Source organism: Candidatus Marifrigoribacter sp. Uisw_064, assembly GCF_047730175.1.
Classification (GTDB): Bacteria; Bacteroidota; Bacteroidia; order Flavobacteriales; family Flavobacteriaceae; genus Marifrigoribacter.
The window spans coordinates 794,585-809,310 of record NZ_CP159833.1 but is presented as its reverse complement, the minus strand read 5'-3'; the positions used below and the strand labels follow the sequence as shown (position 1 = coordinate 809,310).

Here is a 14,726-nt window from a genome sequence, read left to right as displayed (position 1 = left end):
TAAAAAAACTGTTCCCAAAAGGAGAACAGTTTTTAAATAATTTTAAAAAATAAGTATAAACTTATATTCCCAATTCTTTTTTAACGTCAACTAATAGGTCTTTTCCTTCAGCTAGAATTGTAGTTCCGCTTGAAGAGTCTAAAACATATTGGTATCCTTGAGTACGTGCAACTTTTTGAATAGCTGTTTGTGCTTTGTCTCTAATAGGGTTAAATACATCTACTTCTTTTTGACGAAGATCTTTTATTGCTTGCTCTCTATAGGCTGCAATATTATTTTGCATTCCTTGAGCTTCTTGACCTCTTTTAGCATTTTCTTCATCAGTTTTAGTTTCAGCTTCAACTTCCCATTGCTTTAATTTGGTTTCAAACTCTTTCATTAGAGTTTTGATCTCAACATCATATGTTTTCTGAAGTTTTTCAAGTTGACCTTGAGCAGTTTTCATTTCAGGCATTGAAGTTAAAAGCGCTTGCGTATCTATATGAGCAATTTTAGATTGTGCATTTACAAAACTAGTAGCTCCTAAGAACAACATCAGTGCTACGAATAATGATTTGAAATTTTTCATTGTAATAGTTTTTAATTTAAGTGTTATGATTTTTGTTATAATTGATATTAAATACCTCCGTCGTTTTCTTCTTCAGGAGTATTATTTTTTGGTTTTCTTGCGTTTAAAATAGAGTCTTTTTTTCTTTTTCTTTCATCTAATAATCTTTGTCTTCTTGCATCGAATTCAGCTTTTTTAACTGCTCGTACAGAATCACGGACCTTTTTACGATCTTCCATTAATTTTTGGCGATCGTCTTTTTTATCTTCAACAGCTTTTTCTCTTTCTGTTACTTCATTATCTTCTTCCATTGAAAGGTCATCTCTCTTTTCAACTTCTCTCTTATCTTTCTTTGTACGAACTTCTGTTCTCTTTGCAGCTCTGTTTATGCTTCTTAAAACAATGTCACTAACATCATTTCTTTCAGCAGCAAATAACATGACAATATCTGCAGATTTATCGAAAATGAAATCATATTTTTTGTTGACAGCTATTTCTTGAACAATATTAAATACTTGATCCTGAATAGGCTGTACTAGTTGCCTTCTTTGAATGTCTAAATCACCATTAGGACCAAAACGATCTTGTTGGTATTTAATCATTTCATCTTCTTTTATTTTAATTTCTTCTTCACGCTCTTCAATTAATTCCTTAGTAAGTAATACTCTTTCATTACTTAAATTAAGTTTCATTTGTTGAACTTCATTATTCATTTTCTCAATATCAACTTTCCAACGTTGAACTTTACCATTAAGTTGAATAGTTGCTTCTTTATATTCTGGAACATTTTCAAGAATATATTCCATGTCTATATATCCAATTCGAGTTCCTCTTTGAGCATTTGTCACCAAAGTAAAACACAAAGCAATAAGCGTGATTAAAATTAACTTTTTAGTTTTCATGTGTTATTATTGTTTTAGAAAATATCGTGCCAAAATTAAAATTGTTGTCCTATTATAAAATGAGTTTCCCATCCATTAGGCTGTACTCCACCTAATATAGGGTCAAACCCATATGCAAAATCGATTCCTAATAATCCAAATGCTGGCATAAAGATACGCAATCCTACTCCAGCTGAACGACTAACACTAAATGGGTTATAATTTCTAAAGCCATCATAAGAAGCACCTCCTTCAATAAATGATAAAACATATATTGAAGCCATTTGCTTCAATGTAATAGGATACCTTAATTCTAACGAAAATTTATTATAAATGTTATCTCCATCATTATTTGATAAGGCTTGATTAGGATAACCTCTTAGCTGAATTACTTCACGTCCATCCAAACTAAATGACCCTAAACCATCACCTCCAACAAAAAAGCGTTCGAAAGGAGGTAAGCCTCTATCGTTATTATAAGCTCCTAAAAACCCAAATTCTGTGTTCGTTCGAAGTACTAATTTATCAATAATATTTGTATACCAAGTACCTTTAAATTTAACTTTATAATATTCTAACAATTTAAAACGCTCTTGGTCAATTTCAGCAATTCTTTCTCTTGCTAAAGTATTTGTAGCATCATTTGTTATAAGAAGCTCGTTATCTTCTCTTTCTTCTGCTAAAGCTTTATAGTCAGTACTACTAAAAGCAGAATATGGAACAGTAAGTTTTGCTGATATACTAAACTCAGATCCTCTCATTGGGAATATAGGATTTGTAGCAGTATTATTTCTACTTATTCCTATTGTGTATGCCAAGTTATTAGATTCTCCATCACCAAATGTAAATAGACCTGTATTATAGTTTTTCAAATTATAATGTTGGTAACTAATGGCTTGTGAGAGTACGAAGAAATCATCAGGCCATTTTAATTTTTTAGCAATACCTAAAGACCCACCAGTAATAAGGAATCGTTGATCTTTATCTACATTTCGAGATTGAAAATCAAATAAGTATTGTATTGTATGAGAAAAAGATGCACTAAACTGCACTGGCTTTTTGCCGCCTAGCCATGGTTCTACTAGAGATAAGCTATATGTTTGGTAAAAACTACTTGCTTGTGCTCTTAAAGATAACTTTTGACCATCTCCCATAGGAAGTGGTTTATAAGCTTCTCCATTTAAAATATTACGAAGTGAGAAATTATTAAAGGATAACCCCAGAGTACCTACAAAACCTCCACCACCAAAACCACCTTGCAATTCGATTTGGCTCGATCCTTTTTCAACTACAGAATATTCGATATCTAATGTTCCGTTATTAGGATCAACATTAATAAAGTTCGGAGATAATTGTTCTGGATCAAAATATCCTATTTGACCTAATTCACGAATAGTTCTAACTACATTTCGTTTGCTATATTTTTGTCCAGGACGAGTACGTAATTCTCTATAAATTACATGATCATTGGTTTTGTCATTTCCTACGACGGTAACATGATTAAAGTAGGCTATTTTTCCTTCGTGAATTCTAATTTCAAAATCTATTGTATCCTGTCTAACTGCAACTTCTACTGGGCTAATTCTAGAAAAAAGATACCCGTTGTTTTGGTATAAGTTAGTAAGATCTTGTGCTTCTGGATCTGTATTGTCTTCTATACGTTCTTGTAATAAAACTCCATTATATGTTTCTCCTTTTCTAATACCAAGAGATTGACGTAATTGACTGTCTGTATAGACACTATTCCCTATAAAACGAATATCTCCAAAATAATATTTTTTACCCTCTTCTAAATCAAATTTAAGAGAGATAGTTTTGTCATTGTCATTTATTAAGGTGTCACTTAAAATTCGTGCATCTCTAAAACCACTTGACTTATATTTTTTAATAATGGAAGCTTTATCTTCTTCAATACCACTAAAGGTGTATTTAGATCTTTTAAAGATTCGAATCGGATTCTTCTTTTTAGTATTTTTCATTGCTTTACGCAATTTTTTATCCGAAAGCTGTTCGTTTCCATTGAACTCAATAGAACTAACTTTTACACGTTCATTCTTGTTAATTAATATTTTAAGATTTTTTGAAATTTCAACCCCATTCGAATCAAGATTAGGAGTTGTAGTCATTATAACTTGAGTATTTAAAAACCCTTCCTCTCTATATTTATTTTTAAGATAATTTTTAGTAGTAGTTATCAGGTTTTTAGTAATTTTTACTCCTGGAGTTAAGTTGTTGTCTGATATAAGTTCTTTTTTCTTTCCTTTTCTAACTCCTTCTATAGTAACTTCATTTAGCTTAGGTAGCTCAACAATGTAAAGTTCTAAATCAACTTTATCACCTTCTATTTTCTTAACATAAAAAGCAATGTCACTAAATAGGTTTTGTTCCCAAAGTTTTTTTGTTACAGCACTTAATTTTTCACCAGGAATAAAGATACGATCCCCAACTTTTAATCCTGTAAATGCAATTACTGTGTTTTCATTAAAATTTTGCTCACCAGTAACTTCGATAGAATTGATGGTATACTTTTTACCACCATCTAAGTCTTTTTGTTGGGCATGAATAGAAAATGAAAAAAGTATTGTAATTAAAAATATACAATACCTGGTTTTTTTCAATTGAAAAAATTTATTCTTATTTGAGTTGATCACTGGTCTTTCCAAATCTGCGTTCTCTGTTTTGATAATTTAATATTGCTTCAAATAGATTATCTTTCGTATAATCAGGCCAAAGTATATCTGTAAAATATAGTTCAGCATATGCAATTTGCCATAACAAGAAATTACTTATACGTTGTTCACCACTGGTCCGTATTAATAAATCTACATCTGGTAAATTTTGCGTGTAAAGATGACTATTAATTACTGATTCATCAATATTTTCGGGCGAAATTAGGTTATTTTTAACTTTAAGACTAATCTCTTTAATAGTTTTTATGATTTCTTCACGCGAACCATAACTCAAAGCTAAAGTTAATGTCATTCTAGAATTTGATTTTGTTTTTTCAATTACATCTAAAAGTTCCTTGATAGTTTTTTTAGGTAATGAATCGATATTTCCGATGACATTAAGTTTTATATTATTTTTTTGAAGTGTTTTCAGTTCTTTTTTTAAAGAGGAAACCAATAATCTCATCAATAAATCAATTTCTAATTTAGGGCGATTCCAATTTTCAGTTGAAAAAGCATACAGGGTTAAAAAAGGAATATCAATCTCAGCACATGCTTCCACGATTGCTTTTACAGTTTTCGCTCCTTTTTCATGTCCTTTATTTCTAAAGAGTCCTTTTTGTTTTGCCCAACGACCATTACCATCCATAATCACAGCTAAGTGATTAGGTAATTTGTTTTTATCAATTTGGTCTTGAAGGCTCATTAAATTTAAAAATTACAATAACAAGGTTGTCTTCCGAAAGTGAAAGTAAGGGTTAATCCTGTAAACACATACCAATCGTTACTATCTATATTTCCGAATTTCAAACTTTTATTATCTTCTAATCCTTTAATAGGATTACTACCGTCTAAGTCATCTGTAAAAGTATAACGGGCTCCAATCTCAAAACCTAAAACTAAATTTCCGCCTAAATATGCTTTGTAGCCTACCACCATTGGAATGGACATACTTGCAGCACTATCATACTTTGAGATTACATTATTGACATCGTTTTTACTTAAAGCATCGTAAAAAAAATAAGTAAGACCTGTATATAAATAAGGAGTAGAAACCGGCTGACCCCCATACATGTTGAAATCCCAAAAAGTATATTCTAAACCTACTGATAGTTCTGTTACCGTATTTTTAAAATTATAACCCCTTTGTCTTCTTCTTACATCATCAGCATCAGCATCATTTCCTTCAATGGAAGCTCTAGTTATAGACCCCCTAAATGCATGTCTGGCACTTCGATTCCATTTAAAAATCGCTCCAAATGCTGTAGTATTAGGTGATATGTACGATGTGTTTCCTAAATCACCAATATAATTTGCACCCCCAATAAATGCTCCAATCTCATAGGTTTGAGATTGTGCCATGAATGGTACTATACTAATTAATAAAAGGACAATAAAATGCTTCATATACCTTGAAAAGTTTGCAAATATAATAATTAAATCACTACTAATTAATTCATAGTGATATAGTCTCAGTTGATTAACAAGTTTTATTTCATTTTATTGTTTAATTCCTTTTGTCTTCTCCCCACAATAATTTGCCTCGTAAGGTCTTTATAAAACTGTCGTTGGGAAGTTGTACCATTTTAATAGTAAATGGAGATTTCTTAATGGTAATTGTAGTGTTATTATTTAGCGTAATAATTCTTGAATCAAGCGAAACTAAAAATGTATTTTCTCTACCAGATACTTTTAAAGTTACCGTACTAGAATCTGGAATAACAAAAGGTCTTGCATTTAGATTGTGTGGAGCAATAGGTGTTAAAATAATACTGCTGGTGCTTGGATCGATAATTGGGCCTCCACAACTTAATGAATATCCTGTGGACCCTGTAGGTGTTGCAACGATTAACCCATCAGACCAATATGAAGTTAGATGTTCGTCGTTTATATGAGTTTCAACTTTGATCATCGAAGTCGTATTTTTTCTATTGACAGCGACTTCATTTAAAGCAAAATTTAAACTTCCTATTTCTGTTTCTTCGGAATCAGTTTCTAATGACAATAAACTTCTTTCAGAAATAGTAAAGTCTTTATCAAAAATTTGATTGATGCATTCTTTGATTTTTTCTTTCTGAATGTTTGCCAAAAAACCCAACCTACCGGTATTGATTCCCACGATAGGAATTCCTAAATCGCCCACATAAGTAATCGATTTTAAAATAGTACCGTCTCCTCCAATACTGAAGAAAAAATCATAAGAACTATCGATGCTAGAAAAAGTAGTAATTCCTTTTAGGTTATTCGAAATTTCTTTGTTCTTGTTAATCTGATCGAAAAACTTTTTCTCAATACAGATTTCTGCCTTTCTTTTCTGAAGGGTTTCTAAAACCTGCTGAATATATGTTTCAGAGTTTTCATGATAGAACTGACCGTAAATACCTACTTTCATGAGACTATATTATTTTTTTAAAGGTCACATGCTACCTGTCTGCCAAAGGCAGGTTCGCTTTTAATGATTCCGTTTAGTGATGAACTTTTTTAGCATGCTCGTTTCATTTTCTTATATATTAAGATATCTATCTAAATAATCGGAACGATTTTTTAAATCTTCTATAAATTTATCTTCATCATGACTAGAAGTAACGTTGTAACTATAACGTCTAAAGGTTTGCACAATCGCATTCATACCTGTATGACCAATTTTTATAGTAGCTTGAACCTTTTCATTGTCCATTTTAGATATAAAAACTCCTAGTATTTTTGCATCATTCGATTCTACAATCTGACAAATTTCACTAAATGAATAATCTTTCAACCCTTTTTCAACAACTATAATACCACCAGCTTCATTTAAAAATGGGGTTTCACTAAAAATAGACATGATATCTCCTAATTCATAATAGCCAAGATATTTGTTGTCAGCCCCTAAAACGGGCATAATACTACTGTTATGTAATGCAAAGGCTTCTATAATATCTAACCAATTTATAGTTTCTCGAACAAAAAAGACTTCTAATGAATACAGATAATCATTTAGGGTTTTGGTGCCATCAAAACAATGGGCGTCATTTTCATAAATACAGCCTTGATATTCACCATCCCTCAACACAGGAATGTGAGAATACGTAAGCTGATTAAATACGTTTTGAACTTCTCTAATCGAGGAGGAAATTTCAAAAGGAATGATGTCGTTTATGATGTATTGCTGAGTATTCAATCTAACTATTTTTTGCAAAATACTTAAAATAAAGACGTAAAGCACGGCTTCTAATTGTATTTTTGTTGACTATTATTCTTTTAACATGACAAAGTTAAGTGTAAATATTAATAAAATAGCAACTTTACGGAACGCAAGAGGCGGAAATATGCCTAATGTGGTCGATGCTGCTATAAACGTTCAAAAATTTGGGGCGCAAGGTGTCACTGTTCATCCTCGACCAGACGAAAGACATATTACCTATCAAGATGCTTATGATATTCACCCTTTAGTACACACCGAATATAATATTGAAGGAAATCCTATCGATTCCTTTATGAAAATGGTGTTAGAGATTAAACCGACACAGGTTACATTAGTGCCGGATTCAGTCGATGTTTTAACCTCAAATGCAGGCTGGGATACCATTATTAATAAAGATTTTTTATCTGAAATTATTGCCGAATGTAAACGAAATAATATTCGTACTTCTATATTTATCGATCCAGATAAAAGATTAATTGAAGGTGCTGCCAACATAGGTGCCGATCGCATCGAATTGTATACTGAAGCCTTTGCAGCTCAATATGATTTAGGAAATAAAAAAGCGATTCAACCTTATACAGAATGTGCTTTACTTGCTAATGAATTAGGATTGGGAATTAATGCAGGACATGATTTATCTTTAGAAAATATTCAGTTTTTCAAACAAAATATTCCTCATTTATTAGAAGTATCGATTGGGCATGCACTTATTTGTGAAGCCTTGTATAAAGGACTAGAGCCTGTAATTAAACAATACATTGAAAGATTAAAATAGTGCTGTTACATTCACAAATATTAGGAGAGGGTACACCATTTATAATTCTTCATGGGTTTTTAGGCATGAGCGATAACTGGAAATCCCTCGGAAAAAAATTTGCTGCTGAAGGCTATCAAGTTCATTTGGTAGATCAACGAAATCACGGGCATAGTTTTAGAAGCGATGATTTTAGTTATGATTTCATGGTGGAGGATTTGCATCAATACTGTGTGCATCATCAATTAGAAAATTTTGTATTGTTAGGTCATTCCATGGGAGGGAAAGCAGCCATGAACTTTGCTGCGAAATATTCAGATGTAGTAGCTAAATTAATCATTGCTGATATTGGTCCAAAATACTATCCACAGCATCATCAAGATATTTTAAAAGCCTTGTCATTATTAAATTTTAATGAAATCACTTCTCGTAAACAAGCAGATGAAGCTATACAACCTTATATTTCTAATCTAGGTACACGCCTTTTTTTACTGAAAAACTTGTATTGGGTTGAACGAGGGCAACTAGGAATGCGTATCAATTTAAAAGTACTAATCGACAATGTCGAGGAAGTAGGTAAAGCACTAGATCCTGAAGCTTATTTTGGAGGTGATGTTGAGTTTATACGTGGGGGCAACTCTGATTATATAGAAGACAACGATGCCTTGATGATTAAAAAACAATTTCCCAAAGCTGAAATCAGTACCGTACCAGATGCAGGGCATTGGCTACATGCTGAAAATCCTACCGTTTTTTATAAAATGGTAATGGGTTTTTTAGTACGTTAAGTTATACTTCTCACACAAATTACTTGAATACTGTCTATAAATGTTCTTTCGTAAAAGCTATAATCTTAGGCAACTCGTTTATTAATAATTCTTTTAATGGTTTAAAAGGAATTCCGTCAAAATGCCTTGCATCTGTTCCTGGACCTTCAGGACTTCCATGATCTGCATCAATAGATTCACGCCATTTTTTTGCATGATTTAGCCACTCAACTTGATCTACTAACTCGGGTGCTGTAAACCAAACATTCCAAGTCAATGTATTGCCGTCTTTTAGCATATTTCCAGATGCGATGTTAAAGACATCCAACATCAATTGATTAAATTTATCTACGATCTCAAAACCTGAAGGTTCGATGGCGCCAATCTTTACAACTAAATGCCCTAAGGACCAAGATAACCCTTCATGCTTGGCAAAATCTGGAATAGGAAAGTCGGTACTCGATCCTCTCGTCAATGGAAAAACTTTTTCACTAGGATTTGCGGGGTTATAGGTATTTATCACAATCGCTTTTGCCTTGCTCGATGGAAATGGTAAACCTTTCTTTTCAAAATGGTTGGCAAATACTTTTACAGTCTCTTTTTTCTGAGCACTCTTACTAAACCATATTTTACCAACAACAGACATGTCTGCTGCCAATTCTTTTGTGGTTTCATCAGCCCAACCTCTGTTACCTGTTACGGTAACTTCTACATTCATGCTTCCGAAGTTAGGAGAAGCAGCTCCCTGTTGTGGGCAAATAATAGAATAAACTCTACCTTCCTTGGTATAACCAAGTCTTGAAATGTCAGGTGCAAACATCTGATAACAACGCTTTGGATCGTCTTTTCCCGGTTCGGTTTCCCAACTAAACTCTGGCCAAACTACTTTTTGTTGACGTTCCAGCTTATCGATGTTAGCCATATTTTTAAGCATATCTAAAGAACTAAGATCTGGCGTCGGATTATATCCAAAAGCTGGATTTGATTGCTCAAATCCGCCAACCCAACCTTCTACAGGTTTAGGATTAATAAGTGCTCTTAATTTATCGTTTACAATATCTACCATAAGGTTGATAGGTGGCGTATCTTCATTTGCATTTTTAATATATTGGTCTTTGGTATTTAGCAATTCCAGTCCTGCATCCTTAACAATAAAGTACAACTCCGGTGAATTGTCAAATATGTTTTTAAATTTTGAAGCATCAAAACTAAGGCTAAAGGTCCCTGAAGCATCTGTCACTCCAATACCCAAAAAATCATCACTCAGTAAGTCTTTATCATATACTAAAACGTGTAGGTCTTCAATCCCTTCGTTGTTGTCTTTGTTTTTTACAGTTCCTGTTACCGTGTATATTGAACCTGAAATAGTAAAGGCATTACTCATAGCTTTATGTATTATGGGTTATTGTTTAATCGCGTTTACAATTTAAAATTATAGGAGCAACCTACAAATAGGTATAATTACTTAATTTTTGAATGTTTTAATATTTGTTGAGGTTGGTATTTTTTGTAATTATAAGCTTCTCCAGAAATTTAATTGGCTATATCGTTTTAATGATTATAATGTGAGTATTTGCCGCATTTGGGGAAGAATTTCTATTTAGTGGTTACTATATGAAAGCATTAGCGGAATTGTTAGGTAACTCTAATAAAGCTTGATGGTTGTCTGCATTTCTTACTTCAATCTATTTTGGGGTATCTCAAGGGTATCAGGGAACTGTTGGAATCGTAGGTGGCTTTTTATGGTCTTTCTTTATTTCAATGATATTTAATAAAAATAGGAATAATTTGCTTTTACTTGTTTTGGTACATGGATTTTTTGATATAGTGGGAATAACACTTCTTTATTTAAATAAAGATCATGTTATTACTGAATGGGTTCAACAGATGTTTTAATAAGGATTATAGTTTCTTTATCAAAAAAAAGCCTCTTCCAACTAAAAACGAGGCTTTAATTGTTGGAAAATTCTGTTTTTAAAGAATTGAATTTTGCCTCTTTTGTAATTCTGTCAGTATTAAAGGTTTGGTATTCTTTTTGACATTACCTTAGTATACTTAATACATTATAAATGAAATTTATCATAAAATTATTATTAACAGCGGTTGCTGTTATTCTCCTAGCAAAAGTATTACCTGGAGTTGAGGTGGTAAGCTATAGCTATGCCATTTTAGTGGCATTGGTGATTGGCTTTTTAAAAGTTATAGTAAAACCTATTTTGGTTATACTCACCCTGCCCGTAACTATTATTACTTTTGGATTATTCCTCTTAATAATTAATGCAACTATTATATTATTAGCCGATTATTTTTTAAGTGGCTTTAACGTAGACGGTTTAGGCTGGGCATTATTGTTTAGTTTGCTCTTATCCTTTTTACAATCGATTTTGCGTTCACTTATAAAAGAAGAAAAAAAATAGAATAGGATTGTATTGATTTACAAACCATTCTATTTGTCAATTGGTTAAAAAAACGTAATTTTGCACCCGCTTTCTAGACGAAAGAAAGTCAAATATTCATAGTAACTATTATTTAGATAATGAACATTACAAAAACAGACATTGATAGCTTAAATGCGGTACTTTCAGTAGAAATTAAAGAAGCAGATTATTCAGAAAAAGTAAATTCAGTTCTGACTAATTATTGTAAAACTGCCAATATTCCTGGATTCAGAAAAGGTCATGTACCTATGGGAATGGTAAAAAAGCAATACGGAAAATCTGTGTTGGTGGAAGAAGTAAATAAATTACTTCAAGAATCTTTACACAAATATTTAACGGATGAAAAGTTAGATGTGTTAGGGAATCCACTTCCAAAAAAGACTGAAATCGATTGGGATGCTGCTGATTTTAATTTTGAATTCGATTTAGGACTTGCTCCAGAATTTGTAGTTGATGTAGTTGGTAAAAAAGCTATTACTCATTATAATATTGTTGCCGATAATGAAATGATCGACAACCAAGTAAAAACGATTACGAAGCAATATGGTAAACTAATTGCTAAAACTGAAGTAGGAGAAGGTGATGAAATTACTGGTGTTTTTACCAATGAAGAAAAAGAAATCAATAAAGAAACTACACTTTCTTTAGAAACTTTAAAAGGAAAAAAACAAATCAAAGCTTTAGTTGGTGCTAAAGTAGGAGATATCGTTACCTTAAAAACAAAAGGAATGTTTGCTGATGATCATGCAAACGAAACTTATTTTGGTATTTCTCATGATGATGCTCATGGTTTAGATATCGAGGTTGCTTTAGAAATTAAAGAAGTAAACCAAAGAGAAGCTGCACCATTAGACCAAGACTTATTCGATAAGTTGTTTGGGAAAGATGTTGTTAAATCTGAAGAGGAATTAAAAGGAAAGATCAAAGAAGATGCAGAACGTCAATTTTCGCAACAAAGCGATCAAAAATTAATGGATGATGCCATTGAAGCTTTAATTGCCAATACAAAATTTGATTTACCAGGTGAGTTTTTACAACGTTGGATTCAAGTTTCAGGTGAAAAACCATTAACGGAAGAAGAAGCTAAAGCCGAATATGAGCGTAGCGAAAAAGGATTAAGATATCAATTAATCGAAGGTAAAATAAGAAACGAACATAAAATACAAGTAACGTTTGAAGAGTTGAAAGATTATTCTAAAACAATGATCAAAGCTCAAATGGCGCAATATGGACAATCAAATCCTTCAGATGAAGAATTAGATACTATAGCTGCCCGTATTTTAGCAAACGAAGACGAGGTAAAAAGAATGTCTGAACAATTAAACGGAAAGAAATTATTAGACTTCTTTAAGGAAAAAACAAAATTAAAGACTAAAGAAATAACCTACGAAAAATTCATGAAGGAAGCGTATAGTTAATTCAGTAATAATATTTTATATTTAGGGTGTTGAATAAAGTTTGTTTAATACCCTTTTTTATTAAAACAATATATATATGGACTACGGAAAAGAATTTAAAAATTTTGCAATAAAGGACCAGGGAATCAACAGTATGTATTATGATAAAATCGTAAGCAGCATGAACCCAACTAACTTAACACCTAATATTATAGAGGAGCGTCAGATGAACATCGCGATTTTCGATGTATTTTCTCGTTTAATGATGGATCGTATTATCTTTTTAGGCACAGGTATTAATGATCACGTGGCAAATATTGTACAAGCGCAATTGCTATTTTTAGAAAGTACAGATGCTTCAAAAGATATTCAGATTTATATTAATTCACCAGGAGGTGGAGTATATGCAGGTCTAGGTATTTATGACACCATGCAGTTTATTAAACCCGATGTAGCTACTATTTGTACAGGGATGGCAGCATCTATGGGAGCAGTGTTGTTGTGTGCTGGAGCAAAAGGGAAACGTAGTGGATTAACTCATTCTCGTGTAATGATTCACCAACCTATGGGTGGAGCACAAGGACAAGCGAGTGATATAGAAATTACAGCAAGAGAGATCCTTATTTTGAAAAAAGAATTATATGATATCATTTCGAAACATTCAGGACAAGATTACGACAAAGTATATGCTGATAGTGATCGAGATTATTGGATGAAATCTGATAAAGCCCTAGAATACGGAATGATTGATGAAATATTAGCGCGTTAATTTAGTTTTAAATAATTGCACCTTTCACAATATCAACTAGATAAGTGGTACTTTGTGAATTGATAAGAAAAAATATATGTCAAAAGAAGAATTAGAATGTTCATTTTGCGGTCGTAAAAAAATCGATACTAGCTTGTTGATAGCAGGATTAGATGCGCATATTTGTGATCGTTGTATTGAGCAAGCACACGGTATTGTTGCGGAGGAAGCGGTGCATTCTGCAAATGGATATTTGTCTAAAGAATTAATGCTAAAAAAACCAAAGGCGATTAAAGCATTTTTAGATGAATATATTATCGGACAAGACCATTCAAAGAGAGTGATTTCTGTTTCCGTGTACAACCATTATAAACGTTTGTTACAGCCTGTAACCGATGATGATGTTGAAATTCAAAAGAGTAACATCATTATAGTAGGTGAAACAGGTACAGGAAAAACATTGTTGGCAAAAACCATAGCACGTATGTTAAATGTGCCTTTAGCAATTGTTGATGCAACGGTATTAACAGAAGCTGGGTATGTAGGTGAAGATGTGGAAAGCATTTTAACTCGTTTATTACAAGCTGCTGATTATGATCTTCAGAAAGCTGAAAATGGAATTGTTTTTATTGATGAAATAGATAAAATTGCTCGTAAAAGTGATAACCCTTCAATTACAAGAGATGTAAGTGGAGAAGGAGTGCAACAAGCTTTATTAAAACTATTAGAAGGAACTACTGTAAATGTTCCGCCAAAAGGAGGAAGAAAACATCCAGATCAAAAATTTATTGAGGTAAATACGGAGAATATCTTATTTATTGCTGGAGGTGCTTTTGATGGTATTGATCGTAAAATTTCAAAACGTCTTAATTTACAGGCAGTTGGTTTTAGTGCTTCTAAAAAGGAAAAAACACTAGAGCGTGATAATTTATTGAAATATATTATTCCGAAGGATTTAAAAGATTTTGGATTGATTCCTGAAATTATTGGGCGTTTACCAGTGCTTACTTATATGAATCCATTAGACAATGGAACCTTAAGAGCAATTTTAACAGAACCTAAAAATGCTATTATCAAACAATATAAAAAGTTGTTTGAAATGGATGATATAGATTTTGTTATTACGGAAGAAGCATTAGATTTTATCGTTGAGCAGGCAGTAATATATAGGCTAGGCGCTAGAGGATTACGTTCTTTATGTGAAGCAGTCTTAACTGATGCCATGTTTGAAATGCCAGATAGTGATGATAAAAGTTTACATGTTACTAGAGAGTATGCAGAAAAGAAATTAAATAAATCAACCATTAAGAAATTAAAAGCAGTTTCTTAAATTGATTATTA

General features: G+C 32.2%; 15 protein-coding genes. 7 read left to right on the top strand and 8 right to left on the bottom strand.

Annotated features, from left to right (window positions below; all coding sequences use genetic code 11):
- Window positions 1–61: 61 nt before the first annotated feature.
- From ABXT64_RS03675 to ABXT64_RS03645, 7 genes are all read right to left on the bottom strand, one after another.
- Window positions 62–568 (bottom strand): OmpH family outer membrane protein, encoded by a 507-nt coding sequence (locus ABXT64_RS03675; RefSeq protein WP_443634033.1) that lies wholly within the window; start codon window positions 566–568, stop codon window positions 62–64.
- Window positions 569–615: 47 nt separating this feature from the next.
- Window positions 616–1,449 carry an OmpH family outer membrane protein gene (locus ABXT64_RS03670; RefSeq protein ID WP_443634032.1) on the bottom strand — a complete coding sequence of 278 codons (834 nt, stop codon included), beginning with the start codon at window positions 1,447–1,449 and terminating at the stop codon, window positions 616–618.
- Window positions 1,450–1,484: 35 nt separating this feature from the next.
- Window positions 1,485–4,079 (bottom strand): BamA/OMP85 family outer membrane protein, encoded by a 2,595-nt coding sequence (locus tag ABXT64_RS03665; RefSeq protein ID WP_443634912.1) that lies wholly within the window; start codon window positions 4,077–4,079, stop codon window positions 1,485–1,487.
- Window positions 4,063–4,803 carry an isoprenyl transferase gene (locus ABXT64_RS03660; RefSeq protein ID WP_443634031.1) on the bottom strand — a complete coding sequence of 247 codons (741 nt, stop codon included), beginning with the start codon at window positions 4,801–4,803 and terminating at the stop codon, window positions 4,063–4,065. The genes ABXT64_RS03665 and ABXT64_RS03660 overlap by 17 nt, the downstream gene beginning before the upstream one ends.
- A gap of 5 nt (window positions 4,804–4,808) precedes the next feature.
- Window positions 4,809–5,504: a type IX secretion system protein PorG gene (porG, locus tag ABXT64_RS03655; RefSeq protein WP_443634030.1), complete on the bottom strand. Its 696-nt coding sequence runs from the start codon at window positions 5,502–5,504 to the stop codon at window positions 4,809–4,811.
- 100 nt (window positions 5,505–5,604) lie between these two features.
- On the bottom strand, window positions 5,605–6,489 hold the full coding sequence (locus ABXT64_RS03650; RefSeq protein WP_443634029.1) for an NAD kinase: 885 nt from the start codon (window positions 6,487–6,489) through the stop codon (window positions 5,605–5,607).
- A gap of 111 nt (window positions 6,490–6,600) precedes the next feature.
- Window positions 6,601–7,257, bottom strand: a complete 657-nt coding sequence (locus ABXT64_RS03645) for an acetoin utilization protein acuB (protein WP_443634028.1) — start codon at window positions 7,255–7,257, stop codon at window positions 6,601–6,603.
- Window positions 7,258–7,342: 85 nt separating this feature from the next.
- Between ABXT64_RS03645 and ABXT64_RS03640 the strand changes: the two genes are divergently transcribed.
- Together ABXT64_RS03640 and ABXT64_RS03635 are read left to right on the top strand one after the other, a co-directional pair.
- Window positions 7,343–8,056 (top strand): pyridoxine 5'-phosphate synthase, encoded by a 714-nt coding sequence (locus ABXT64_RS03640; protein ID WP_443634027.1) that lies wholly within the window; start codon window positions 7,343–7,345, stop codon window positions 8,054–8,056.
- Complete coding sequence (locus tag ABXT64_RS03635; protein ID WP_443634026.1) at window positions 8,056–8,823, top strand: alpha/beta fold hydrolase; 768 nt, start codon at window positions 8,056–8,058, stop codon at window positions 8,821–8,823. Before ABXT64_RS03640 ends, ABXT64_RS03635 begins: the two co-directional genes overlap by 1 nt.
- 34 nt (window positions 8,824–8,857) lie before the next feature.
- Here ABXT64_RS03635 and ABXT64_RS03630 read toward each other — a convergent pair whose 3' ends face one another.
- Window positions 8,858–10,186, bottom strand: a complete 1,329-nt coding sequence (locus ABXT64_RS03630; RefSeq protein ID WP_443634025.1) for a hypothetical protein — start codon at window positions 10,184–10,186, stop codon at window positions 8,858–8,860.
- A 278-nt stretch (window positions 10,187–10,464) separates the two neighbouring features.
- On the opposite strand from ABXT64_RS03630, the gene ABXT64_RS03625 reads away from it, so the two are divergent.
- From ABXT64_RS03625 to clpX, 5 genes are all read left to right on the top strand, one after another.
- Window positions 10,465–10,698, top strand: coding sequence for a hypothetical protein (locus tag ABXT64_RS03625; protein ID WP_443634024.1), 234 nt, complete (start codon window positions 10,465–10,467; stop codon window positions 10,696–10,698).
- Between the two features lie 173 nt (window positions 10,699–10,871).
- On the top strand, window positions 10,872–11,219 hold the full coding sequence (locus ABXT64_RS03620; protein WP_443634023.1) for a phage holin family protein: 348 nt from the start codon (window positions 10,872–10,874) through the stop codon (window positions 11,217–11,219).
- A gap of 119 nt (window positions 11,220–11,338) precedes the next feature.
- Window positions 11,339–12,658, top strand: coding sequence for a trigger factor (gene tig / locus ABXT64_RS03615; protein WP_443634022.1), 1,320 nt, complete (start codon window positions 11,339–11,341; stop codon window positions 12,656–12,658).
- A 76-nt stretch (window positions 12,659–12,734) separates the two neighbouring features.
- Complete coding sequence (gene clpP / locus ABXT64_RS03610) at window positions 12,735–13,406, top strand: ATP-dependent Clp endopeptidase proteolytic subunit ClpP (protein WP_443634021.1); 672 nt, start codon at window positions 12,735–12,737, stop codon at window positions 13,404–13,406.
- 76 nt (window positions 13,407–13,482) lie between these two features.
- Window positions 13,483–14,715, top strand: a complete 1,233-nt coding sequence (gene clpX / locus ABXT64_RS03605; protein WP_443634020.1) for an ATP-dependent Clp protease ATP-binding subunit ClpX — start codon at window positions 13,483–13,485, stop codon at window positions 14,713–14,715.
- Window positions 14,716–14,726 lie beyond the last annotated feature (11 nt).

Coding starts and splice junctions, on each gene's coding strand:
- ABXT64_RS03660 (WP_443634031.1), bottom strand. CDS start 4,803: ATGAGCCTTCAAGACCAAATTGATAAAAACAAATTACCTAATCACTTA.
- clpP (WP_443634021.1), top strand. CDS start 12,735: ATGGACTACGGAAAAGAATTTAAAAATTTTGCAATAAAGGACCAGGGA.
- tig (WP_443634022.1), top strand. CDS start 11,339: ATGAACATTACAAAAACAGACATTGATAGCTTAAATGCGGTACTTTCA.
- ABXT64_RS03670 (WP_443634032.1), bottom strand. CDS start 1,449: ATGAAAACTAAAAAGTTAATTTTAATCACGCTTATTGCTTTGTGTTTT.
- ABXT64_RS03630 (WP_443634025.1), bottom strand. CDS start 10,186: ATGAGTAATGCCTTTACTATTTCAGGTTCAATATACACGGTAACAGGA.
- porG (WP_443634030.1), bottom strand. CDS start 5,504: ATGAAGCATTTTATTGTCCTTTTATTAATTAGTATAGTACCATTCATG.
- ABXT64_RS03675 (WP_443634033.1), bottom strand. CDS start 568: ATGAAAAATTTCAAATCATTATTCGTAGCACTGATGTTGTTCTTAGGA.
- ABXT64_RS03640 (WP_443634027.1), top strand. CDS start 7,343: ATGACAAAGTTAAGTGTAAATATTAATAAAATAGCAACTTTACGGAAC.
- ABXT64_RS03620 (WP_443634023.1), top strand. CDS start 10,872: ATGAAATTTATCATAAAATTATTATTAACAGCGGTTGCTGTTATTCTC.
- ABXT64_RS03650 (WP_443634029.1), bottom strand. CDS start 6,489: ATGAAAGTAGGTATTTACGGTCAGTTCTATCATGAAAACTCTGAAACA.
- clpX (WP_443634020.1), top strand. CDS start 13,483: ATGTCAAAAGAAGAATTAGAATGTTCATTTTGCGGTCGTAAAAAAATC.